This is a genomic window from Leeuwenhoekiella obamensis, assembly GCF_055391795.1.
Genome location: NZ_AP029251.1, coordinates 1,523,974 through 1,545,302 on the forward strand (window position 1 = coordinate 1,523,974; position 21,329 = coordinate 1,545,302).

A 21,329-nucleotide genomic window follows, 5' to 3' on the forward strand; every position below is an offset into this window, starting at 1 on the left:
AAACCTACCAGTGAAAGCCGCCTGAAATCGGTGATTTTCGACTAGTAAAACCTTTGCTTCGTTAGAAAGCGTTCGTCGATAGATTTACCATTCGTCGATTGTTTTAACTTAGTACCGTAAACATTAACTCACTTTAAAGTGCAGGAAAAACAAAGTAAACTTCTATATGTAGCGCTAGGTCTAGGCCTCGTTTTTCACGGGACGGCTATGTTTTTTACCTTAGAAAAAACATACGACGCGCTCATACATTTGTTTTTTGCAGAGCACTATGCAGGAGACTGGTTTAACCCGTGGAGCCAGAAGTGGTACACCGGCTTTACCGTGCAAGGTTATCCGCCGCTTGTACATCAAGCAATGGGTTTACTCTCTTATATTGGTGGATTGAAGTTTGGCCTATTTACACTTACCCTAGTTGTAGTCTGCTTATTTATTATAGGTGTTTACCGATTTACCCTTTTAATGACTTCAAACAAAAGAAGCGCTGGTTATGCTGCGATCATCGCAATGCTGTCTTCTTCTTTTGTAGAAACTCTGCATCTCTTTGGTCAACTTCCTAGTCTTACTGGCATCTCTGTTTTAATGATCACTTTACCAGAGATCTATTTATGGGTCTTACACGGCAAGACAAAGAATTTTATCTCGGCAGTTTCTTTACTTATGGTCACCGTTACTTCGCATCATGTAACAACGATCTTTGGCATGGTATTCTTTATTTTCCCAACTATCGGGATGGCGGTGATGGATGCCGCCAGACTGCGTGTAAGTAGTTATAAGGAGATAAAGCCACGATTATTCTTTACCGTACTGCTAACTAAAAGTAAACTCAAAAGAATTATCCTTTTTGGCGCAAGCGCTTTATTTTCAGTTGTTGTTTGTATTCTTCCTTATTGGGTAAACACAAAAAATAATCCCATTACTCAAGTTCCCATTCCGCATGGGTCTAGAGACAATTTTATTGAGATCACTTCCTCCGGACTCGTATTTTTCTTGATTCCTTGGGGTGTGCTCTTGCTATTCCTTCCATACTTTTTCTATAGATATTATCACAAACGGAAGTTGTTTTTTGGCTTAAGCCTAACCATGCTTTTTATTCTGGGAACCGGCGGAACCACACCTATCCCAAAAATGCTTCTGGGCGATAATGCCTTTAATATTCTCACTTTAGACCGTTTTACACTTTGGGCGAGTATTATGGTTTTACCGCTCGTAGGCGAAATGGCTAAACGTCTTATTGAGGGCGATATCAACAGGTATATTGTAAAACGTTATGGTATCGCGATCCATCGTATAATGACCGGGTTTTTGATATTTATATTCTTAGGAGTAACTGTCTTTAGTTTATGTCTGGGACGCTTTAGACCTTCACAACCTGAACCCATTGATATGCTACCGCTGGTTAATTTCTTAAATCAGGATATGCATTATCGCTGGCGCTTTTTACCATTGGGATTTGGCGATCAGATTGCATGGCTATCAGCCCAAACAGATGCTTTAACCGTTGACGGAAATTACCATTCTGCCAGAAGATTACCTGAGCTTACCAGCAGAGCGATAGAGCGGCTTGAGAATAGTAAATTTAGAGGAATAGAAGGTTTAGGATCATTACAACAATTTCTCACCGTTCCTGAGAAATATCATTTAAAATACGTTTTCAGTAATGATAAGTTTTACGATCCGCTGCTATATTTCTCAGGTTGGCAACGCTTGAGACCGTTAGAAAATGGTATTGTGGTTTGGGAAAAACTCTCAGTGCCGCCATTGCCTTCTTTACTTCCTGCAGAAAAAGGAAATCCTATTCTTAATCTGATGTGGGGAATTATACCTGTGCTTACGGTGATCATCGCACTTCTTGTTGCGTTTTGGCGTTTGTTTCTTAAAAGAAAGAACAAAAACAATCCTGATGTAATCCCTAAGGCATTAATTGTCAAAAACAAATACAATAAATACTCTAGAAATCTATTTCGCTTTAGCTTTATCTGGATGGCGGGCATGCTTCTTTTTGTAGCCGGATTGAGCGTCTCTTTTGCGGTAAGCAACGCTGCGCAGTTAAGCGCTGAGAATGTTATTGAAGCTTATTATGATGCGATGGATTTTAAAGAATTTGAGCGTGCACATTCTTATATGGATCCTGAGGCTGGCAAAAGCATGGATCAATTTATGCTTGAGATCTCTGTGACAAATGGTCTGCTGGGAAGTTATGCAAAGCTAGACTCTATGCATATTGATTTTAATTATCGCTCAGATACTTTGGCGCAAGCCAAGGTAGACGGTTTCTGGATCACACCGGTAAAAAAGATCAAAAGGACCTTTAATCACGACTTGATAAAACGAGGTGCAAAATGGTTTATAATTCCAGAAAAAGCAGATCTCAACATTCCGCCAGAGCGCTTTTTATCTCAAAACGAAACTACCTTTTACGGGCACGGTAAACGCCGAATAAGCACAAATCAAACCGATCATGCTGACATTCTTGTAAAACCTATTATTGAGGTGCTAAACGCAAAAATGGTTTGCCTAGATGATGAATATATCATCCTTGGTAAAATGCAGAATCTCGCAAATATGCCAGCAGATGTGGTGATAAAATCTACGTTGTACACTGCTGCAGATAAACCGCTGGCAACATATCAAGTAAAATTTGAGGCAAAACACAGACTTATGCCCATGGAAACCACAGAGTTTAAACTGTACTTTGAAGATGTTGCCTGGGTAAAACAGGAGGATAAAATTCCTGATACCTTTGATCCAGACCAGATCACCATGGCTGAACTTCCTGATGAACCACAAACTTTTGACCTTCATATCGCAAGTCATGTTGCGAGTAGCGAACTGTATAAAAACGTGGCTTTTCAAGATGTGAGGATCGCCGATAATATGGTAGAAGGTAAGTTGTTTAACCACGGTATCAAAGAAGCAACCGTACCGCAGATCATGATCTCATATTACGATAATGATAAAAACCTTGTTGACGTACAATCGTATTTTATTGAAGAAGGTATTCGCTCGCAACGCAGCGGTACTTTTGCGATTCCGTTGCGCTTCACTCCTACCGAAATCCTGATCGAAGATCTCTCAAAATGCTATGTCAATGGCTTGCCAAATAAAGATCTTTCGCCGCATTATACTAGAGAAATATCAACTTACAATAAAACCGAATTACTCAAGGTTTCAGACGGTTTTGTAAGGCTTTCGCTTAACGTTTATACAGAAGAACAATGATGCAAGCTAAACACTACATATCGGTTGTTTATTTGCTGTTTTTAGCAGTTGCAGGTCTGGCACAAGATCAAGAATTCTATACAGCAGGAGATGATATTATGTTACGCTTCCGCGAAAGCGACAAAGACGCGATCCTTTTTATACAAGCGAGTCTAGGAAGTACGCTTCTTAAAGGCAAACAAGAAGCTGGCGAACTCACCTTCGAGATCCCCAAGATCTACAGTGAACAAAAAGGTAAACTCTCTTACCGCTTAATTCAAAATGGAAAAACTAAACACACCGGAAGCATTAAAATTGAAGCTGACACATTAAAAACAAAGGCGATAGAGGCCTATTTAGGTCCGTCGAGTATAACTGCAGGCGGTGAAGATTTTACGCAGCTTACAGCCATTCCTGTAGATCAATTTGATAATCGCTTTCCTGATAGTACGCTGGTAAAAGTTAGTGATCAATTTAAAGAAGCGGTGAATCAAAATGAGTTTAGAACGCATAAAGGTTTTGTTTTTGAGGACATCTTTTCTCCGCTTCAAGACGGTACAATTATGGTCGTTGCCAGTAGCAATGATGTAGCTGCAGAGGGAATGTTCACAAAAGTTTACCCGCATCTGCCAACTGATTTTATGATTTTCGCCGAAAGGCCAAACAAATTTGCAGATGGCGATCAGATCACGAATTTGTTTACTTCTACGATTCTAGATCGATATGGAAACACTGTTAGCGACGGCTCGTTAGTAGAGTTTTTTATCACAGATGATCATGGCGAAGTTTATAGAACAACCGGCGCGACGATTCATGGCGTTGCTAAAACACAGATAAATCATCCTGAAAAACCAGTAATCCTCACTGTAAAAGCAGGTGTTGACGGCATTGCAGAGAGCGATACGATCTCTATTCAATATTTTTCAGCTGTAGAAGATTTTGAATTCAAGGTTGATGATAGAACCATAATTGTGGGTCCTGTATATTCTTTTTTAAAGCAACGCATTGCCGAGGGAACAACTGTTGAACTGATCGTGTCAAATGATAATGAAAGTCATGACTTCATCAAACATGCAGAAAACGGGATGGTGACTTTTAGCCTTACGGCGGAAGAAATACCTACAGGAAAATGGCAAATAAAGCTCACCGTTTTAGGAAAGGAAAAGTCTAAAATGATTAACATAGCACAGTGAAACACACAAAAAGCTCAATAAAAATTGTTTTGATCTCGCTTTTTCTGGCGATCAATTTTGTTGTGATCTACTTTTTGGCGCAAGCCTATGGCTTTTTTAATACCGGTGCAGAGCGAAGCACAATGCTTAAGCTTACCAGTCTTGAAACTACTGTTTACCAACCTCAATTAATCTGGCAGAATATTGAAAATCCAAGTAGACCGCTTGATAAATCTGCTAAAAACACTGTTGAAATAGATTATTTAAACGCGTGGCATGCTAGACAACTTGCGTTATATAGCAATGATATTGAGTTTCTTGAAGATCATTATACAGATCAAGAGTTAGAAAAATTAAAGCAAATTTTAAACCTCAATGCTTCTCAAAATATTCAGATAGAATCTACTACGCTGGCACATGACCTGGACTTGGATTTTTACAGTGCAGACGGACAAATGCTGGCGCTAACAGATCATAATGTTGAAGAAGTTCAATATGTGTATCAAAATGAAATGTTGCAAGCGACAAGCACAGAACGATCAACTTATGAAGTGATCATGCTTTTAAAAGACGGTAGATGGCGCGTGCGACACATTGTAAAAATTGATCCTGAAAAGCAAGATTCTATACTAAGACCAAAGGTTGATAGCTTATCAAAATCTCAATTACGCGGTATAAATTATTATCCAAAAGATGCTCCCTGGGATACATTTGGTGAAAAATTCAATGTTGATAGTTTAAACAAGGATTTTAAGATCATTGAAGATCTTGACTTAAATACGATCAGGGTTTTTGTGGGTTATGAAGATTTTGGAAAAGAATATGTACTTCCTGAAAAATTAGATAAGCTTGAAGAACTGCTCGATAGCGCACATCAAAATGATTTGAACGTCGTAGTAACGCTTTTTGATTTTTATGGCAACTACTCAATATTTGATTGGCCTGCAGCTCAGAAGCATGCAAGAGCGATCGTTTCGAGATTTAAGGATCATCCTGCGATCTTGGCTTGGGATATTAAAAATGAACCTGATCTTGATTTCGCTTCACGCGGAAAAGAACGCGTTTTAGGTTGGTTACAAACCATGATAAACACAGTAAGATCTGAAGATAGCGACGCTTTAATGACCGTAGGCTGGAGTTCAACCGAAGCTGCGTTAGAGTTACAAGAAGAAGTAGATCTGGTTTCCTTTCATTATTACAAAAAAGCAGATGGTTTTCAGGAAGCGTTTGCAACTTTAAGATCAAAAACTGAAAAACCATTGATGCTGCAGGAGTTTGGATTAAGCACGTATCGTGGCTTTTGGAGACCTTTTGGCGAAAGCCAAACAGATCAAGAAGAATATTATGAGACCATGCTGCAAACCATAGATGAAGAAAAACTTCATTTTGCCTTCTGGACGCTTTATGATTTTACTGAGGTTCCTAGCCAAGTTGTGGGGAAATTACCGTGGCGTAAAAAGCCACAGGCGGCATTTGGGATAATAGATAATGAAGGTAAGCCAAAGGAAAGTTTTCCGGTTTTTAGGCAATAAAAAACCCTCACATCCTAGGGGAAAAGATGCAAGGGCGGGGTTTACAACCGTAGTTGAAAACAAATTAATTAAACACTTAAATTGTATTTTTCGCTGTATTTGTCCATCATGATCTGCTTAAACTCATCGATGTACATCTGCGCGATACGCTCCATAGGATATTGTGTTGCAGCTGTATAATTCGCTTTTGCAACCTGCTGGCGGTAAGCATCATCATCAAGCAATGCTAGCAATGCATTTCCCATGCTCACGCTATCATCTGGCTCAAAAAATTGTGCTTCATATCCTTCTTCTTGGGTTAATAAGGCAAGATCTCCTAGATCTGGCATCGCACACGCTTTACCGTAAGATCCCGCTTGATGCAATACGCCAGAGCTACCCGTTGTAGACGTATATGGAAAAACAACGATCGCAGATTCTTTAAACAACACTGGCACATCTTCTTCTTCCACATAGCCAGTAAATCTCAACTGTGGCACATGCTTATATTTCTGAAATACATCCTCAAGATATCCAGGAGCGTTAGGATTGTTAGTACCTGCGATAACAAGTTCTATATCGTGATCAGATTTAATCCTTATTTGCTGTACAGCTTCAATTAAGCTTTCTACTTTTTTATAGGTGCCAAACTTGCCAAAAGCCATGATCTTCTTTGGTCCTTCCTGTAATTCATAAGAAGGTTCTGCTGGCACTTCAAAGGATCCATGAGGCATTAAAACCACATTTTCTGCTTTGTATTTTTCCTCTAGAGTTTCTACATATTTGTTGATGGTTACTGCAAAACGGTCTGCTTTTAATAAGACTTTCGTCAAAAGTGTCCCGAAGGCATTGTACATCTTGTGCATGAATTTAGAGCCCTGTATTCCGGCTTTTTCTAGATCCACTTGTTCAAGGATATTATGCATCAAAGCAATTGTAGGTATACCCATTTTTCTTGTTAGATACGGAAGCGTTAAGCCTAAAGCCGCTGGGATCTTCTTATCTCCAAACTTTAAAAACTGTAGATTATAAAGCACTGCATCTGGTGATTCTTGACGTATTGCTTTTAAGACTCTAGGAGTATTATACATGCTGTTGAATTCCCAGCATTTTACAGTCTTCACTCTGCAGCCTTGATCACCAAACTCGATGAACTCTTTACTTACATCTACATCAGTAAGAATTACTACTTCTTCTACTTCTTCATTAGTGCGAAAGCTTTTTACTAAATGATAAGCATATTCATTAAGTGTTACTTTGCTGGGCGGATATGCGGTTACGATAGCTAGTTTCATAATTCTTTGTTTTTAAATGATATAGCAAATATTGCATTTGCTTTACTTAATAATTGAGGAGGTGTGATAGAGGGTAATTTGATGTCGATAAAACGTAATTACATATCGACTAACGGTTTATCTGTGATCTAAGGAAATAGATAACCTGTAAGCAAAGGTGAATTGACATTAAACCGATTTGCACTAATACTACTTGTAATAAGCTGTCATGCAAAAAGATAATTCCGCTTACTTGGAGTATTCCAAAAACTGATGCTAAGAAAACAGGTTTGTATTTTGATAGTGATAAGCTGTAATAGACAAATACGTTCGCCAGTGCAAATAGTGAAGTTGCTACCGCATATGGTCCTAATAAATAGGCTACATCAAGATAGGCTTCGCCAAAGAGTATACTTACAGCCAACTTAGGAAACAGGAAGCATCCTAAAACAATCGTTAAACATAAAATCCCTATACTTTTTAGATTACTGTAGAGCAAAGAAGCATGAGGCAAACCATTTTTATGCGCCTCTACAACCTTAGGCAAAAGGATCATAACAAACATCCAGGTAACAAAATACACTGCCCTTCCTATGAGTGCTAGCGCCGCATACAATCCTGCATCATAGCTAGGAAAATAATGCTTCACAAGTAGGATATCACTATTGTTAATGATGATTTGGGTGCCTTCATAAAGGGCAGTGATTAAGAGAAAGTGCATAATGCTCTTTCTTAGGTTTAGGGGACAAGGGGAATTAGGGGTGTAAGGGGCATTAAGGGTATTAAGACTTTTATTTTTATGATAAGGAAAAAGACCGATCAAAAACGATACTGCGATCCCGATTGCAATAAGTATTGAAGCTTCCCAATTTAATAAGTAAATAAGAAGCAAACTTATACTTAAGCGTGCAATCATTTCTCCTTGATAGGTATATGATAGCTTGTACAATTCCTGTCTTCCTTGAAAGTTTCCGCGGTTTGTGCTCATTATAAAATATAATGGCAAAGAAGCTCCAAAGATCATGAACATCTCTGATGATGAGGTGTGAAATATGGTTTGAAGATTTTTGGCGAAAGCCATAACTAAAATCCCAACCGTAATACCAAATCTCAATGACCAATTATTGATCATTCTATAAACAGCGCTTTGTTTATCTTCTTCTACCTCAGCGATAAAACGCGCCACAGTAAGTTGAAAAGTCATTGCTATAAAAGACAAGATCAACAAAAAAGTTACCATCACCGCCGCATCTGCAAATGCCTCTGGACCAAGTAAACGGCCAAGTATAAGATTGTACACGTAGTTGCCAACGTTCACTAATAGCGAACTCAACATGAACCACTGTGCGGGAGATATTTTTCTAGTGATGTTAATTGTAACTGACATAATTTGGTGATTTGGTGTTGTAAATTTCTCATATAGTGTTCTTTATCACCCCTGTTTTTCGGTAGATGGGATTTATGTGTCGACGAGTTGTAACAAAAGCGCTTTAAACAGAAAATCATTAATTATCAGTAAATTACATAGTGATTTAGCGAGGTAGCGCCACAATTGACGTTGCAGACAGTCTCGACCTCTATTAATCGCAGTTTACCTTCGGTGAGTGGTAAGTATCTGTAGATTAAATATGTGCTTATGCCCTATAATTTTATCTCACCAAAACACACCACCATGAAACTAATATTCGCAATACTTATAATGACGCTTACCACGTCACTATTTGCACAAGACATGAAAGAAGGTTTTGAGCTCCTAGAAGATCAAAAATATGAGCAGGCTGAAATGTATTTTAAATCTATTCTCAACGATCACCCTGATAATAAGACGGCAAAGATCTGTTACGGTCGCGCGTTAGGTCTAGGTGGTGATGCGGCTTCCGCCAAAAAATATTTTGATCAAATCCTAGCTGCAAACCCAGAGGATCTAGAAATACGTTTAAATCATGCCGAATCTCTACTGTGGAGTAAAAATTTCGCGGAAGCGTTACCTATATATGAAACCTTAGTAAATGAATATCCTGAAAACTTCACTGCCATATTAGGTCTGGCAAACACGCAAAGTAACCTTATGGATTATGAAAATGCGTTAAAAACCATCAACCGCGGATTAGAAGTTTCTCCTGGAAATCCTAATGCGATCACGTCTTTAAAATATATACGATTAGGCTATGCGTATCAACGCTCTAAAAATGAGCAATACGCTGAAGCCGAAGCGCTGCTGCTTGAAAACCTCGAAATGCTACCTCAGGATGCCGACACCCTTAAAAATTTAGTAAATCTGTATACTGCTGCGAAGCAATATGACAAAGTAGCCACCACGTATGAGCAATTGATGCAAGACAGCGCTTACAATATTGAAGTTCTTACCGGCCTTGCGCTCAACGCGCATTTACAAAAGAAGGAAAAAGCGGCCTTAAACCTCGCTAAAGAAGCTTTTGCAAAAAAAGATGAGCTTACAGAAGAGCAATTAGCAATGGTTTATGAACGCTATTTTCAAGCGTTAGTCTGGAATGCTAAATATGCGCTAGCACAAAATACGCTAGAGGAGTTTAAACTGCAGTTTCCTGAGAATACAAAAGTAAATAGCAGTGAAGCCATGCTGGGGATGTACACCGGCAATTTTAAAAATGCACTTACCGCCTATGGTAAGATCCTAGAAAAAGACAGCACTTCCTTTGATGGGAATCTAGGAATTGCAAATGCCTATTTTGCTTCTGGCAAAAAAAAAATGGCAGCATCCTATGCTGAAAAAACGCTTACCTATTTTCCTGGTCAAAAAGACGCGCTTTCTCTCTTAGCAAAAATAGAGAATGACGGCGCTTTAGTGCTTTCAAATACTTCTGGAACAACGCAAGATAATGGTGAGAATACAGCGTATTATACAGCTTTTAATGGTTCTTTTGGGTTAACCCAAAAATTAAAAGCCCAACTCTCCTACTCTTACCGAAACACAAAAAATGGCCTGAGTAACGACGAGGCAAATTCTCAAAGCATTGGCGCAGGGTTAACCTATGATATGCTACCATGGATGGATCTTGAGGCAAATGCAGGTCTTGTAAAAGCTGCTACTGCAAATGGCGATTACACGGGTTATAGCACAACCTTGCAGGCAAAAATGAAACCTATGACACGCCAAGATCTTACTGTGGGTTACACCAGAGAATTGCAGGCATTTAATGCTGAGTTGATAGGTTCTAAGATCTTTATGAATAACTATTTTGTAAATCACAATATTGGCTTTACGCCAAAATTAGGTTGGTACACCTCAATCATCCACACACCGCAAACAGACGGAAACACACGAAACATTGTATTCACTTCGCTATACTATAATCTCACTCGAGTGCCACCGCTTAAAATGGGTGTGAATTATCAATACTTAGGCTTTAAAGAGCAAATGCCCGAGTTGTATTTTAGTCCAGAAATTTATCAGGCGGTTGAAGTGTTTGCAGATATTACACACAACAGCGCAAACGGAATTTCATATCATGCGCTTGCAGCTGGTGGTTATCAATTTGTAGAGCAAGATGATGCCAGCACTTTATACCGCTTAGAAGCTTCGCTGGGCTACTATTTTACTTCTAACTTCAAGGCTGGCTTACATGCAAAATACAGTAACATCGCTTCTGCTACGGCAGCCGGTTTTAAGTTTACAGAATTTGGTTTTAACCTGCAGTGGAATGCAAAATAGAATAACGCTTTCGCGAAAAGAAAACCCCGGTGATCGCCGGGGTTTTTTATTGTTTTATTCTTTATAAAGAGCTTATGATCGCAAGATATAGATTAGCTGTATAGCCGCAATACACTAAGAGTTCGTCCAGATCCACAGCATTATTAAAGTCTGCCATCTTGATCTTATAATCATAGTTAAGCTTATTCCATTTTCCTTTGCTTTTCATTGTGAATTGAAGCTCTTCTGCATCATTATACACGTTTAACTCTAGCTTTAATTTGCTTACATTCTTAAGCACATAATTGATCTCTTTACCATTAACTTCTAAGGTGATCACCATCGTACCGCGCAAAGTGAAAGTGATCTCGCCCACTTCCTCATCATCCTTTATAATGCGTATTTTACTCGTCCAGATATTTTTTGGCGAAAGCCAGATCAAACTATTATTAACCGTTGCTTGCGCTTTGCCGGTAAGCCAGTTTTTATACACAACATCTGCTACGATTTTATCGTCATGAAGTAGTTTAAAATCACTTTTTATAGAGTTACAATATATCCTTCTCATGCTGTGAATCTTTTATGATGGTATGCTATAAGTATTACGCTTTCGCGAAAAGTAACACGATACTTTATAAAAAGCGAAAAGCGCGGAACCACCCGCGCTCTTCTATCCAAAAAAACTAACCAACCAAATTATTCTCCAAATCAATTAACGAGAACTTTCTTTTTAAATGTTTCACCGTCTGCGGTTGTCAATTGGCATACATAGAAGCCAGAGCTCAAACCATTGCGGTTAAATTGTATTGTTTTGTTATCATTTGCCGTGGGGTGAAAGGCTTGATACATGATTCTACCATTAAGGTCATAAACCTTAAGATTTACTTTATCTGTTTGCACTGGGATAGTAAATGTTGTTTCCATAGTAAAGGGATTAGGATAATTTGACACCGTTACTGCATTATGAGCTATGGTATTATCAATGCTCAAAGACGCCGTGTTATTACTAAAGGCCAGATCATCAATTGTTGCTCTAACTTCTTTATCGTTAACATAATCTCCTTGTAGGGAGAACACTACACTTTTAACCTTTGTTACTTTACCTGTTTCGCCGTTTCCATTCTCAAAAGAATCAAAAGGGATCACAAATTTGTTTTCTTTAGTACTCGCAGGAATTGTATATCGCAATCTGTTATTCCAGTCTGATAAGCCTTCTTGTACAATTATCACCTCAACAGGTATTGAATTGCTCGCTGTAAATTCTACTGCTGCGTAGTTACTAGCATCAAAGCTCAACTCACCTGCATAAATATGCCTGAAAATATTTACCGTTCCTCGTATGGATGCATCTAGCGTAATACTTCGTTCTACTGCATAGTAATTATCTTCAATGGTTAAATTATCTTCTGGTACAATAGAGAAATCATTTACTACTGCTTCCTCACCGTTGTAATCTATTCCCCATGGGCCATCAGCCAGGTATAATTCGTCTGCGATCGCTGCGTTAACATTATATAGCCCAATACCCGCGTCAAAAAGATATCCTGTCTCTAGTGCCACCTCTGTAATTTCATTCTTTACAAGACTTACGTTTTTTGTGTATTGCTGGTTTTCAGCGTTTTCATGTTTTTTAAAGTTTACATTTGCGCTTACTTGAGTAGCTTCTCCTCTGTTTTTAAGTTGCAAATAGATCTTACCTGCATCATAATATCCGTGCTGTACAAAAACATCTGGAATCATATCTTCAACGTTGTTTTGTTTTACAGAGCCATTTTCTTTTATCGTCTTTAAAATGTTGTAAACTATATGACTCACCTGGCCCATGTTACTCCCCCAAACTTGGAAGTTTTTGTAATTCCCTTCAGGGTATTGAGAGATGTTCCAGAAGCTCATTAATTCGCTGCTGCCAGCATTATCTTTGATCGAAAAACTTATTGCGTATTCACGATTCCCGGTGTCTCTAATGATCTGTGCCATGATCATAGAATAATTATCTAGCTTGATCGTACGAATGTCTTCTAAAAGAGATCCATTTAATCTATCGCAAATGGTTTTTGTATGATTGTACACTTTGCCGCTAGTTTCGGTTAGAAGAGCAGCTGCAACGCGGTTTTCGCCTTTATAATAATCTATCGCAAAAACATCTGTAGCGTTTGTGATTGCAAGTAGATCTTCTGGCGAAGAAATATAAGTGGTCTCATCACCAAATAATCCTGTATCTGGAAAATAGTCTTTAGCAACAGCACTTTTATACTGACCAGAATTTCTTCTATACTTCTTCTGATACTTTCGCTGGTTTACATACACACCGTCTTTTACACGTTGCATATTTCTTTTCGCGATAAGCATAGAAAGATCACCGTTGCTCTCTAACCCACCATCAAAGGCGCTATAAACTGGCGCTTCTTTGCTTACCTCAGCAAAATTTGCTTTCTTGATCGCCGTGTATGGAGACGCTGTTACATAAAACAACGCGTCGTTAAAATCCTGATCACAACTTGCGTAATCTCTGCGAATGTCTTCAAAACCTAATATGATACGCTCTTCATCAGGATCTGCAAGTAAAACATTATGATAGCGCAAAGTCTCTTCTGCCTCTGGATTAAAATCTGGATTAGAGAATAATTGCCAGTAACCATAACCTGCTCCTGATCCATTCCAGGCATTCGCCAAAAGTACCCAACCAATACCTGTACCTGCTTCAAAAGAACCCAGCTTCACACGATCTCCTGCGATCAAACCGCCACCGGAATATAATTCTGATACATTAGGAAAAATTATAGTGATCTCATGATCTTCTGGTTTTGTGGTTCTGGGATTATCTATATCATAAGTGTAAAACCCCAAAACATTTTTATACCCCGCCCCTTCTTTTACAAACGTTACCCATACATCAGCATCTTCTTCTATATGAATATCTGTGTCATAACCAGCTGTAATGTAATGAGGATTATAAATAGGCACAGGAAAACTTTCAGGAACAGAGTTGTTTACTCGCTCTAAAAATTCTGCAGAGATCTCATCACGACCGTCTAAATAATCTGGTACACCCTGACTATCAAAAGTGCCCATATAATTGAAATTCTGCGTATAAGCAAAACCGGTTGTCAATAGTAAAGTAAATAGTAGAAGTTTCTTCATGGCTTTTGTTTATGAAGTAAAACTACTGACTTACTGATGTTTACATAGTTTATTTCGCTTGAAGCGAAAAAAGTGTAGACGAATGTTACTTAATGATCGATGAGTTACTTAAAGTAAATTGAGCCTTTTCATAAGTTCTGGTCTATTAGACCTGCTGATAGGTATAACATCTTTCTTGATCAAGACGCTATTATCCTCAATATCAATTATTTTATGAAAGTTAATAATGTAAGACCTGTGGATTTTCAAGAAAATACTTTCGGGTAATTTTTCCTCTATTTTCTTTAATGTAGAGTGAACGGTGTAATTCTTATCCTCTGTCTTAATATAGATATAATCGCCTCGCGCCTCTATGATGTCTATAGAAGTAAAATTGATCTTGATCAATCGTCTATCTATATTTACATACAGATCACTGTTAGAAGATTGGGCTTTCGCCAAAGGTTTTTCTACAGGAGCCTGTTGCTCTACCTCAACTTCTTTTTCTTCTAGGAGACTCTGTGCGCGCTGCACCGCTTTTAAGAAACGTGGAAGCATAACAGGTTTAACGAGATAATCTACAATAGAATCATACTCAAAAGCTTCTATAGCAAAATTCTTATCAGAAGTGGTAAGCACTGTTAATGGCGGATTCTTAAGTGTCTCAATAAAGTCAAAACCTGTAAAATCTGGCATATGAATATCTAGAAATAGCAGGTCAACCTCATTTGAGTTAAGGTATTTTATCGCCTGGATAGCATTAGGAAATTGCTCTACAACTACCAGTTCTTCTACAGCTTTGCAATGTTTTGCAATAACCGCTCTGGCGAGTTCTTCGTCATCGATTATTAAACATTTTATCATGGGGCCAATTCTTTGAGATACAAGGTAATGGTATCTAATATATCTTCAAACTTTTTTACAGACTTTTTATTTCCTGCTTTTAACTCTTCTTCAAACACCATTGAAAATTTATAGCTTTCATGCATATTAAGCAGGCTAATCTTATGTTTTAACTTGTGAACGATCTGTGCGGTTTGCTTTAGATCATTTTGTTTTAAAGTATCATAGAAAATCTCCTTTTCTTTAGGGAACTCGCGTTGCATGATCTCTATCATTGTGGCCTCAAATTCTTTGTCTCCACCTCCCATTTCATGTATAACCGTAAGATCTGGCTTTTCCATAATTACTTAGGTATTGTAAAATAAAATGTTGTTCCTATTCCTTCTTCAGACTCTAGCCAGATCTCGCCTCCATAATGAATGATGATCTTTTCAACTATAGGTAAACCTATTCCTGATGAATTGGGTTTATTATCTATTCTTTGAAATTTCTCAAATATCTTATCGTGGTATTTCTTGCTTATGCCTTTACCATTGTCTGAAACCCAAAACTTATATACCTCACCCTGATCTGTTGCACCTACGTTTATTTCGCCGTAAGGCTTATCTATGGCGCCTATGGCATTCTGAATTAGATTTTGAAAAACCTGCCTAAATCGCAAAGCATTACCTTGTACTTGAGGTAAGCTATCTACTTTGATCTTAATATGATCTGGCGGATAAGCTGATGCCGCTACCTCATTTACTAATTGATCAAGATCAACCGTTTTTTTGATCTCTTCAGATGGTGCGATCTCTGCATATTCTAGAATACCTTTAATGAGACTATCCATTTTTTCAAGAAGTGAAAAAATACCTTCCATATTTTTTCTACCTGTCTCATCATAAAGCTTGTAATAATCTTCTTTTAAGAAATTGAGTAAAGCGTCAATACCTCTTAGCGGTGCTTGAAGATCATGAGATACTACATGCGCATAATCACCTAGTTCTTTGTTGCGCCTCTCAAGATCTTTCATGAGCATATCACGCTCTTTATTTGTTCTTATAAGTTCTTGTGTTTGATCTTCAATTAACCTTGCTAATGATACACCATCATCTGCGGCATCTTGAACTCTACCAGAAGCTTTAGCATATTCTCTTAATGTGTTTATCGTGTCATTAAGACTTTTTATAACTTCTTGTTGACGCTCTGTCTCATGACGAAGACGCTTATTTGCTTCTTCTAACTCTACTGAGCTAACAGACATCGCTCTTTGAATCATTTTTAACTGGTCTTCAAAGTTTTCATAAGATTGATCTACTGCATTGAGAAATGCGGTAAGTTCAGCACTAGGATTTTCTCCTTCTTTTGCTAGCAACTTTCTTATTTGTCTTTGAAGCAGTGAATTCATTATTCGCTTATTAACGTTAAAGTCATCGTTTGATTATGCAATTCACAGTTGCGGCTACCAGCAAAGGGTGCCATCTCTCCATAACTGTAAAACCCTGTTATGGGCACATCGCTTCCTATTACAAGAGAAACTTCTTCTATCTCCTCTTCTACTCTTTGATCCATCACGAGTTTTCTGCCTATGCAACTTACCGCGATCGCAAGTTGTGGTTTTTCTTTACGGCCATTCATAGACTGTTGTGCCGCTTGCACTGCACCATCTACAATACCATCTACATTTGCCATCATCAATTGAACTCTGGCTTTTTCTGGAATATCACCTGCAAGGATCATCGCATTTGTATCTTCCTCAATATTTAATATCGTTCTCACTAGCGGATTCTCTTTACTCTCGATCTTAACGCTAAGAGGATAGAAAAGTGAAGCCTGCGGAAGTTCTGCAGCTTTATCTCCTAAATAAGTTTTGTATAGATCTAAAGCTGGTTTATTATCTAGTTCAAAAAGCACATTACCCTCAGACCTTGTGACGATGCGCTCAGGGCCAAAGGGAATCCAACCGCCATGATTAGAAAAGCTCACTTCTAACGTGTCACCATATAATCCCACCGCAATGATCTCACCTTCTTCTGGAAAATTATTTACGCCGGCAAGCGTACGTTCAAAACGGGCATCATCACCACACATACCACCTGTGATCGCTATTTTCTCACTTAGATTTTTTTCTAGACCGTCTATCAGCGAACTGCCATTTACATTACTACCTTCTGATATTACAAAAACGTGTTTTAGATTTTTTTTGTTGATCTGATCGCAAAGAGCATTTCCGGCGCGGTAAGAATCTTTATCATAATCTAATACGTTTACACGAAAAATCTCATGATGCGAATGCTCAAACTCAATTGCAGTAAATGTTAATGTATTATCTCTCACTGTAGTTCCCATCACCTCGCCTGCGGTAGAAGCAAAAACTACATCTGCGTTTGCAAATAAAGTCTTAGTTTCTTTTAAGATCTTAGGTTGCTCTAATAAAAACCTGTTTGCAAATACAAATACTAATTGTGGATTGAAGTCTTTAGCCTCACATCCTTTATACTGCCATTTGCCTAGATTAATTCTACTGCCTTGTTGTATTCTCATGATCTCGCTATTGAAAAATAAAATGTAGTACCAATGCCTTTTTCACTTTCTAACCAGATCTTACCGCCGTACATCTCAACGATCTTCTTAACTATAGAAAGTCCTAAACCTGTTGATTTTTTCTGTTCACTAAGTGATTGAAACATCTTGAAGATCTTTTCGTGATACACTTTTGAAATCCCTACGCCATTATCTGCTACTGTAAAAATGTATTCAGTTGTATCTTCTGTTACGTCTATAACTATTTCGCCGAAAGGCTTATCAATATGATCTATTGCATTTGAGATCAAATTTTGAAATAGCTGCTGCATTCTTGTATTATCTGCCACAATGGTAGGCAACTCTTTTTTCTGGATAAGTTTGATATGCTCTGGTATATAGAGAATTTGCCTTAGATCTTCAATTACTGTATTGAGATTTATAGGTTTATCATTTCTGCCAGCGCTTTGTATGTTGCTGTAGTTTAATATACCGCTGATTAGATTCTCCATCTTCACCAGAGTATTTTCCATGAGATCAAAGTTCTGAACACTTTCAATTGACAGTTTATCTGCCTCATCTTCTCTTACCCAAGAGATCAATGCTTGCAAGCTTCTTAAAGGCGATTTAAGATCATGCGAGACAATATGTGCATACTCACTAAGCTGCTGATTGCTCTGCTCTAGATTTACTAGTAAACGTTCTTTTTCTTTCTCTAAAGATTTGATGTGGGTAATGTCTAGAAATGTACCTATCATACCTTTTATCGCTCCTGTGATATCGCGATTAGGCGTCTGGCTGCATAACAAATTTTTAATCTCTCCTTCTCTGGTGTGTATTTCTATTTCTTTGGCTACAGCCAAATCTATTACAGTTTCATCATTTTCATGTTTACACAGATCATTAATATTCTTTGAGAGTAACTCACATAAAGCAAATTGAGTGATGTTACAGAATGTATCATTAGCCCACTGAATATTGTTCTCATTATCCATCTCAACAAGACCCAGATTCATATCTGCGATAATGTTGCTGTACTTCTGTTTTTGTACTTGCAGGCCGTACTCAAACTTCTTCTTGATCGTGATATCTGTGTAGCTCCACAGGTGGCCTTTATATACTTTATTTACAAAAATAGGCACGTAATCTCTTTGCAAAATGCGACCATCAATCAAGTGAAGTTCATCGCCCAGCGTGGTTTTTCTAGCGTTTACTAGTTTTGATATACGCGCTACAAATGCATCTGGCTCTGTAAAAAAGTGCTTTACATCTTCTGCAGACCGTGTACAGTCCATACCTTTAAGGCTCTCTGGATCTGCAGGTATTGAGAACATCTCACAAAACATCTTATTTGTAAAAACAATTTTTCTGTTCTCATCTTCTAGCAGGATACCTGCCTGTAAATTTATGATTAAGGATTTAAGCCTTTTTTGAGACTCTAGCAGATTAGATTTTGCTTCTTGCTCTTTAGTAATATCTCTTATAATACCTTGAGCTGCAATAGGAGTTTCTTTTATATCACGTATAACGCTAAGGTTAACCAGAATAAGTCTCCTACCACCATGAGGTGTATCAATATTGAATTTAAGATTAGTTACAGTTCCCTTTCTTTTAAGTTGATTAAAGGCTGTAAATGTTCTCTTCTTGTCTTCAGGAGCAATAATGCCGTTAACCCATAAGGGTTCATCGCTTAATTTTCTACCCACAAGTTTTGTCGCTGCATCGTTCATGCGCAATACCTGACCCTTAAAATCAAATACAACGTAGGCATCTACAAGGTTTTTAAAAAGCCCTTGCAATTCTGAGTTTTGCTCCCCTAAGATCTCGAGGAGTTTGTCATTAGATTTTTTAAGCTCTAGCGAAAGATTAAAGAGCTCACTTGATTTTTGTTCGAGGATTTTCTCGGCAGCCTTACGTGCTTGCCTTTCGCGCTCTAAAGCACGTTTATATATATTAACATCCTCTTGCACAGACTATTTTTGTTTTATTAAAAATAATACTTCTGAACCATCATCGTTTATTTTTTCAACTTTTATTTCACCTTCTTTACCAAAATGTTTAAAGGTTTGTTGCATTAATCCTAAGCCAAAACTGCTCATTTTTCTGCTAGACTTATAGATCATACTAAGATGATCATCACCTTTCTTCTCTATAATAAATGTAGGAAGTTCTGCATCTGGATAGATCTTTCTTACCTCAATATGAATATGATTTTCTATTGAAGATAATAATTCTATAGGGCCAGAATATGTATTGAGTAATCCAGGGTAAGAATCTTCGATCACTTTAAAAAAATGCTCACTATAAACCAGCAAAAGATCATCAATACTTAACTGTGTACGTTCACTAAGGTTTGTAAGTAAACTCAACATTTCAGAAAAGCTATAAGTGCCCACCGCAGTATACACTCCGTTAGACTCAAGATCAGACGCCGTGATGATCTCATCTACCATTTGCATCCCAAACTTTTCTTCTACAAGTTCTAGCAGTTCTGTAAAGACAATTCCTTTCATACTTTATTTGTATAGTTGATTAACAGACCAGTAATCTACAGTTTTCATAATACGCTTAGTGTAATCTTCATACTTAAGCGGCTTGATAATATAGCCTGCAATACCTATCTCATAGCATGTTTTTACATCATTAAGATTAGCAGAAGTAGATAGTATCACAGTGGGAATATATTTAATTACCGGATCGCTTTTTAAGATAGTTAAAAATTCTATACCATTCATCTTAGGCATGTTAAGATCTAAGAAAATCACATCTGGTAATTTACTTCCATCGCGTAACAACTCAAGAGCGCGTTCACCATTTTCAGCTTCTACGACATTATGTTTTACGGGATGCTTCGTCAATGCTCTATGAAGTTTCATCACTTCAATGGCATCATCTTCGATAAGCATAATAGTAAGTTCTTTCACGAGTATAGGGTTTACTAAGGTTATGCAAATTTGAAGTTATTAAAATATAAATAAAGCAAACCCAGTTTAACCGAAAATTACTGTCGACGGATGGTAGATATGTGTAGACGAATGGTAAATACGTACTAAAACGCACAACCATGCGCCATTACTACATTTGATAGATCTTTAAACAATTACGCTTTCGCGAAAAGTTCTCATTTCAATACTCGGTATTTTTAATGATTATTGCTTATTATTTTGAGAAGAGAACAATCAACCTTGGTTTAAAAATCTTAACCCCTCATACAAAGCCTTTAGAGGCACTGAGCGATGATTTTCATTATTAAAATATTGTATCGATAATCTCATAGTGTCTTTCGCTTTAGCTTTAAGCATAGCATATAGCGCATCGTGACGTATTTTATTTTTGCCATGATTACCTTCTCCTTGATTTGCTGTCGCTATATATAGTTTCTTTTGAAGCGCCTTTTGAGTCACTGTATCCACCTTACTTCTCATCATCTCTTCTTCCCAAAACACACTAGGATCTATGGCTAAATATGAGTCAAAAATGCTATTCTCATGTATGTAGGCATTTAATGTAAGAAGACCGCCCAGCGAGTGGCCTATGAGGGTTGTTTGAGATTCTGTATTATAATTAGATCGTATATGTGGTAGCAACTCATCTTGAATAAAATCTAGAAAATCTCTACCGCCGCCCATAGTATTCTCTCGTTTTGTTTTGATCTTCGTTACAGTAAGATCATGCTCGCGATCAATGTTCTCAACAGCAACAATTATACTTGCCGGCATTAAATGATTCCTATTACGGTCTGAGCTCATAAAGTGTACAACTTCTTCTGTAGTTTTTAAAAAAGTTTCACCATCAAGCAATATAATGAGTGGATATTTTTTTTCTTTGGATGCATCCAAATAACCTTCTGGTAATCGCACATGATAGGTTCTATCTTGATCCAATATCTCTGATCTTAAAGTGAATTTACCTTCTTGTACTTCTTGAAGTTTTTTATTCTCAACCGAAATATTTTCTGTTTCGGGATTTGTGTTACATCCTGTGCAAATAAGAATTGCACACAATAAAATAAGGTTTTTCATGAAACTAGAATGAG

At 37.7% G+C, this 21,329-nt stretch carries 16 protein-coding genes; 4 read left to right on the forward strand and 12 right to left on the reverse strand.

Features of this window, described 5'->3' with window-relative positions; genetic code table 11:
- Positions 1-138 precede the first annotated feature (138 nt).
- From ACZ5L8_RS06775 to ACZ5L8_RS06785, 3 genes are read left to right on the forward strand one after another with little or no spacing between them, the layout of a single operon-like run.
- Positions 139-3,219: a hypothetical protein gene (locus ACZ5L8_RS06775; protein WP_464440508.1), complete on the forward strand. Its 3,081-nt coding sequence runs from the start codon at positions 139-141 to the stop codon at positions 3,217-3,219.
- Positions 3,216-4,391, forward strand: a complete 1,176-nt coding sequence (locus tag ACZ5L8_RS06780) for a hypothetical protein (protein WP_464440509.1) — start codon at positions 3,216-3,218, stop codon at positions 4,389-4,391. The genes ACZ5L8_RS06775 and ACZ5L8_RS06780 overlap by 4 nt, the downstream gene beginning before the upstream one ends.
- Positions 4,388-5,902, forward strand: a complete 1,515-nt coding sequence (locus ACZ5L8_RS06785) for a cellulase family glycosylhydrolase (protein ID WP_464440510.1) — start codon at positions 4,388-4,390, stop codon at positions 5,900-5,902. Before ACZ5L8_RS06780 ends, ACZ5L8_RS06785 begins: the two co-directional genes overlap by 4 nt.
- Positions 5,903-5,970: 68 nt before the next feature.
- Here the strand turns inward: ACZ5L8_RS06785 and ACZ5L8_RS06790 are convergent, their stop codons facing one another.
- Together ACZ5L8_RS06790 and ACZ5L8_RS06795 are read right to left on the reverse strand one after the other, a co-directional pair.
- Positions 5,971-7,176, reverse strand: a complete 1,206-nt coding sequence (locus tag ACZ5L8_RS06790) for a glycosyltransferase (RefSeq protein ID WP_464440511.1) — start codon at positions 7,174-7,176, stop codon at positions 5,971-5,973.
- Between the two features lie 109 nt (positions 7,177-7,285).
- Positions 7,286-8,542 (reverse strand): oligosaccharide flippase family protein, encoded by a 1,257-nt coding sequence (locus ACZ5L8_RS06795; RefSeq protein WP_464440512.1) that lies wholly within the window; start codon positions 8,540-8,542, stop codon positions 7,286-7,288.
- Between the two features lie 285 nt (positions 8,543-8,827).
- On the opposite strand from ACZ5L8_RS06795, the gene ACZ5L8_RS06800 reads away from it, so the two are divergent.
- On the forward strand, positions 8,828-10,846 hold the full coding sequence (locus tag ACZ5L8_RS06800; RefSeq protein WP_464440513.1) for a tetratricopeptide repeat protein: 2,019 nt from the start codon (positions 8,828-8,830) through the stop codon (positions 10,844-10,846).
- Between the two features lie 61 nt (positions 10,847-10,907).
- Here ACZ5L8_RS06800 and ACZ5L8_RS06805 read toward each other — a convergent pair whose 3' ends face one another.
- The 10 genes from ACZ5L8_RS06805 to ACZ5L8_RS06850 form a co-directional block, all read right to left on the reverse strand.
- Positions 10,908-11,393, reverse strand: coding sequence for an aminotransferase (locus tag ACZ5L8_RS06805; protein WP_464440514.1), 486 nt, complete (start codon positions 11,391-11,393; stop codon positions 10,908-10,910).
- Between the two features lie 140 nt (positions 11,394-11,533).
- Positions 11,534-13,966 (reverse strand): DUF4114 domain-containing protein, encoded by a 2,433-nt coding sequence (locus ACZ5L8_RS06810; protein WP_464440515.1) that lies wholly within the window; start codon positions 13,964-13,966, stop codon positions 11,534-11,536.
- 108 nt (positions 13,967-14,074) lie between these two features.
- Positions 14,075-14,806 carry a LytR/AlgR family response regulator transcription factor gene (locus ACZ5L8_RS06815; RefSeq protein WP_464440929.1) on the reverse strand — a complete coding sequence of 244 codons (732 nt, stop codon included), beginning with the start codon at positions 14,804-14,806 and terminating at the stop codon, positions 14,075-14,077.
- Positions 14,806-15,129, reverse strand: coding sequence for an Hpt domain-containing protein (locus tag ACZ5L8_RS06820; RefSeq protein WP_464440516.1), 324 nt, complete (start codon positions 15,127-15,129; stop codon positions 14,806-14,808). The genes ACZ5L8_RS06815 and ACZ5L8_RS06820 overlap by 1 nt, the downstream gene beginning before the upstream one ends.
- A 2-nt stretch (positions 15,130-15,131) precedes the next feature.
- A complete protein-coding gene (locus ACZ5L8_RS06825; protein WP_464440517.1) occupies positions 15,132-16,178 on the reverse strand; it encodes a sensor histidine kinase in 1,047 nt (348 codons plus the stop codon).
- Positions 16,178-17,314 carry an FIST signal transduction protein gene (locus ACZ5L8_RS06830; RefSeq protein ID WP_464440518.1) on the reverse strand — a complete coding sequence of 379 codons (1,137 nt, stop codon included), beginning with the start codon at positions 17,312-17,314 and terminating at the stop codon, positions 16,178-16,180. The genes ACZ5L8_RS06825 and ACZ5L8_RS06830 overlap by 1 nt, the downstream gene beginning before the upstream one ends.
- Positions 17,311-19,263, reverse strand: coding sequence for a PAS domain-containing sensor histidine kinase (locus tag ACZ5L8_RS06835; protein WP_464440519.1), 1,953 nt, complete (start codon positions 19,261-19,263; stop codon positions 17,311-17,313). The genes ACZ5L8_RS06830 and ACZ5L8_RS06835 overlap by 4 nt, the downstream gene beginning before the upstream one ends.
- A 3-nt stretch (positions 19,264-19,266) precedes the next feature.
- Positions 19,267-19,806, reverse strand: a complete 540-nt coding sequence (locus ACZ5L8_RS06840; protein ID WP_462598127.1) for a heme NO-binding domain-containing protein — start codon at positions 19,804-19,806, stop codon at positions 19,267-19,269.
- 3 nt (positions 19,807-19,809) lie between these two features.
- The gene (locus ACZ5L8_RS06845) at positions 19,810-20,223 is read right to left on the reverse strand and encodes a response regulator (RefSeq protein WP_462600505.1); all 414 of its coding nucleotides are present in this window, start codon (positions 20,221-20,223) and stop codon (positions 19,810-19,812) included.
- Between the two features lie 249 nt (positions 20,224-20,472).
- The gene (locus ACZ5L8_RS06850) at positions 20,473-21,315 is read right to left on the reverse strand and encodes an alpha/beta hydrolase (RefSeq protein WP_464440520.1); all 843 of its coding nucleotides are present in this window, start codon (positions 21,313-21,315) and stop codon (positions 20,473-20,475) included.
- Positions 21,316-21,329: the final 14 nt, after the last annotated feature.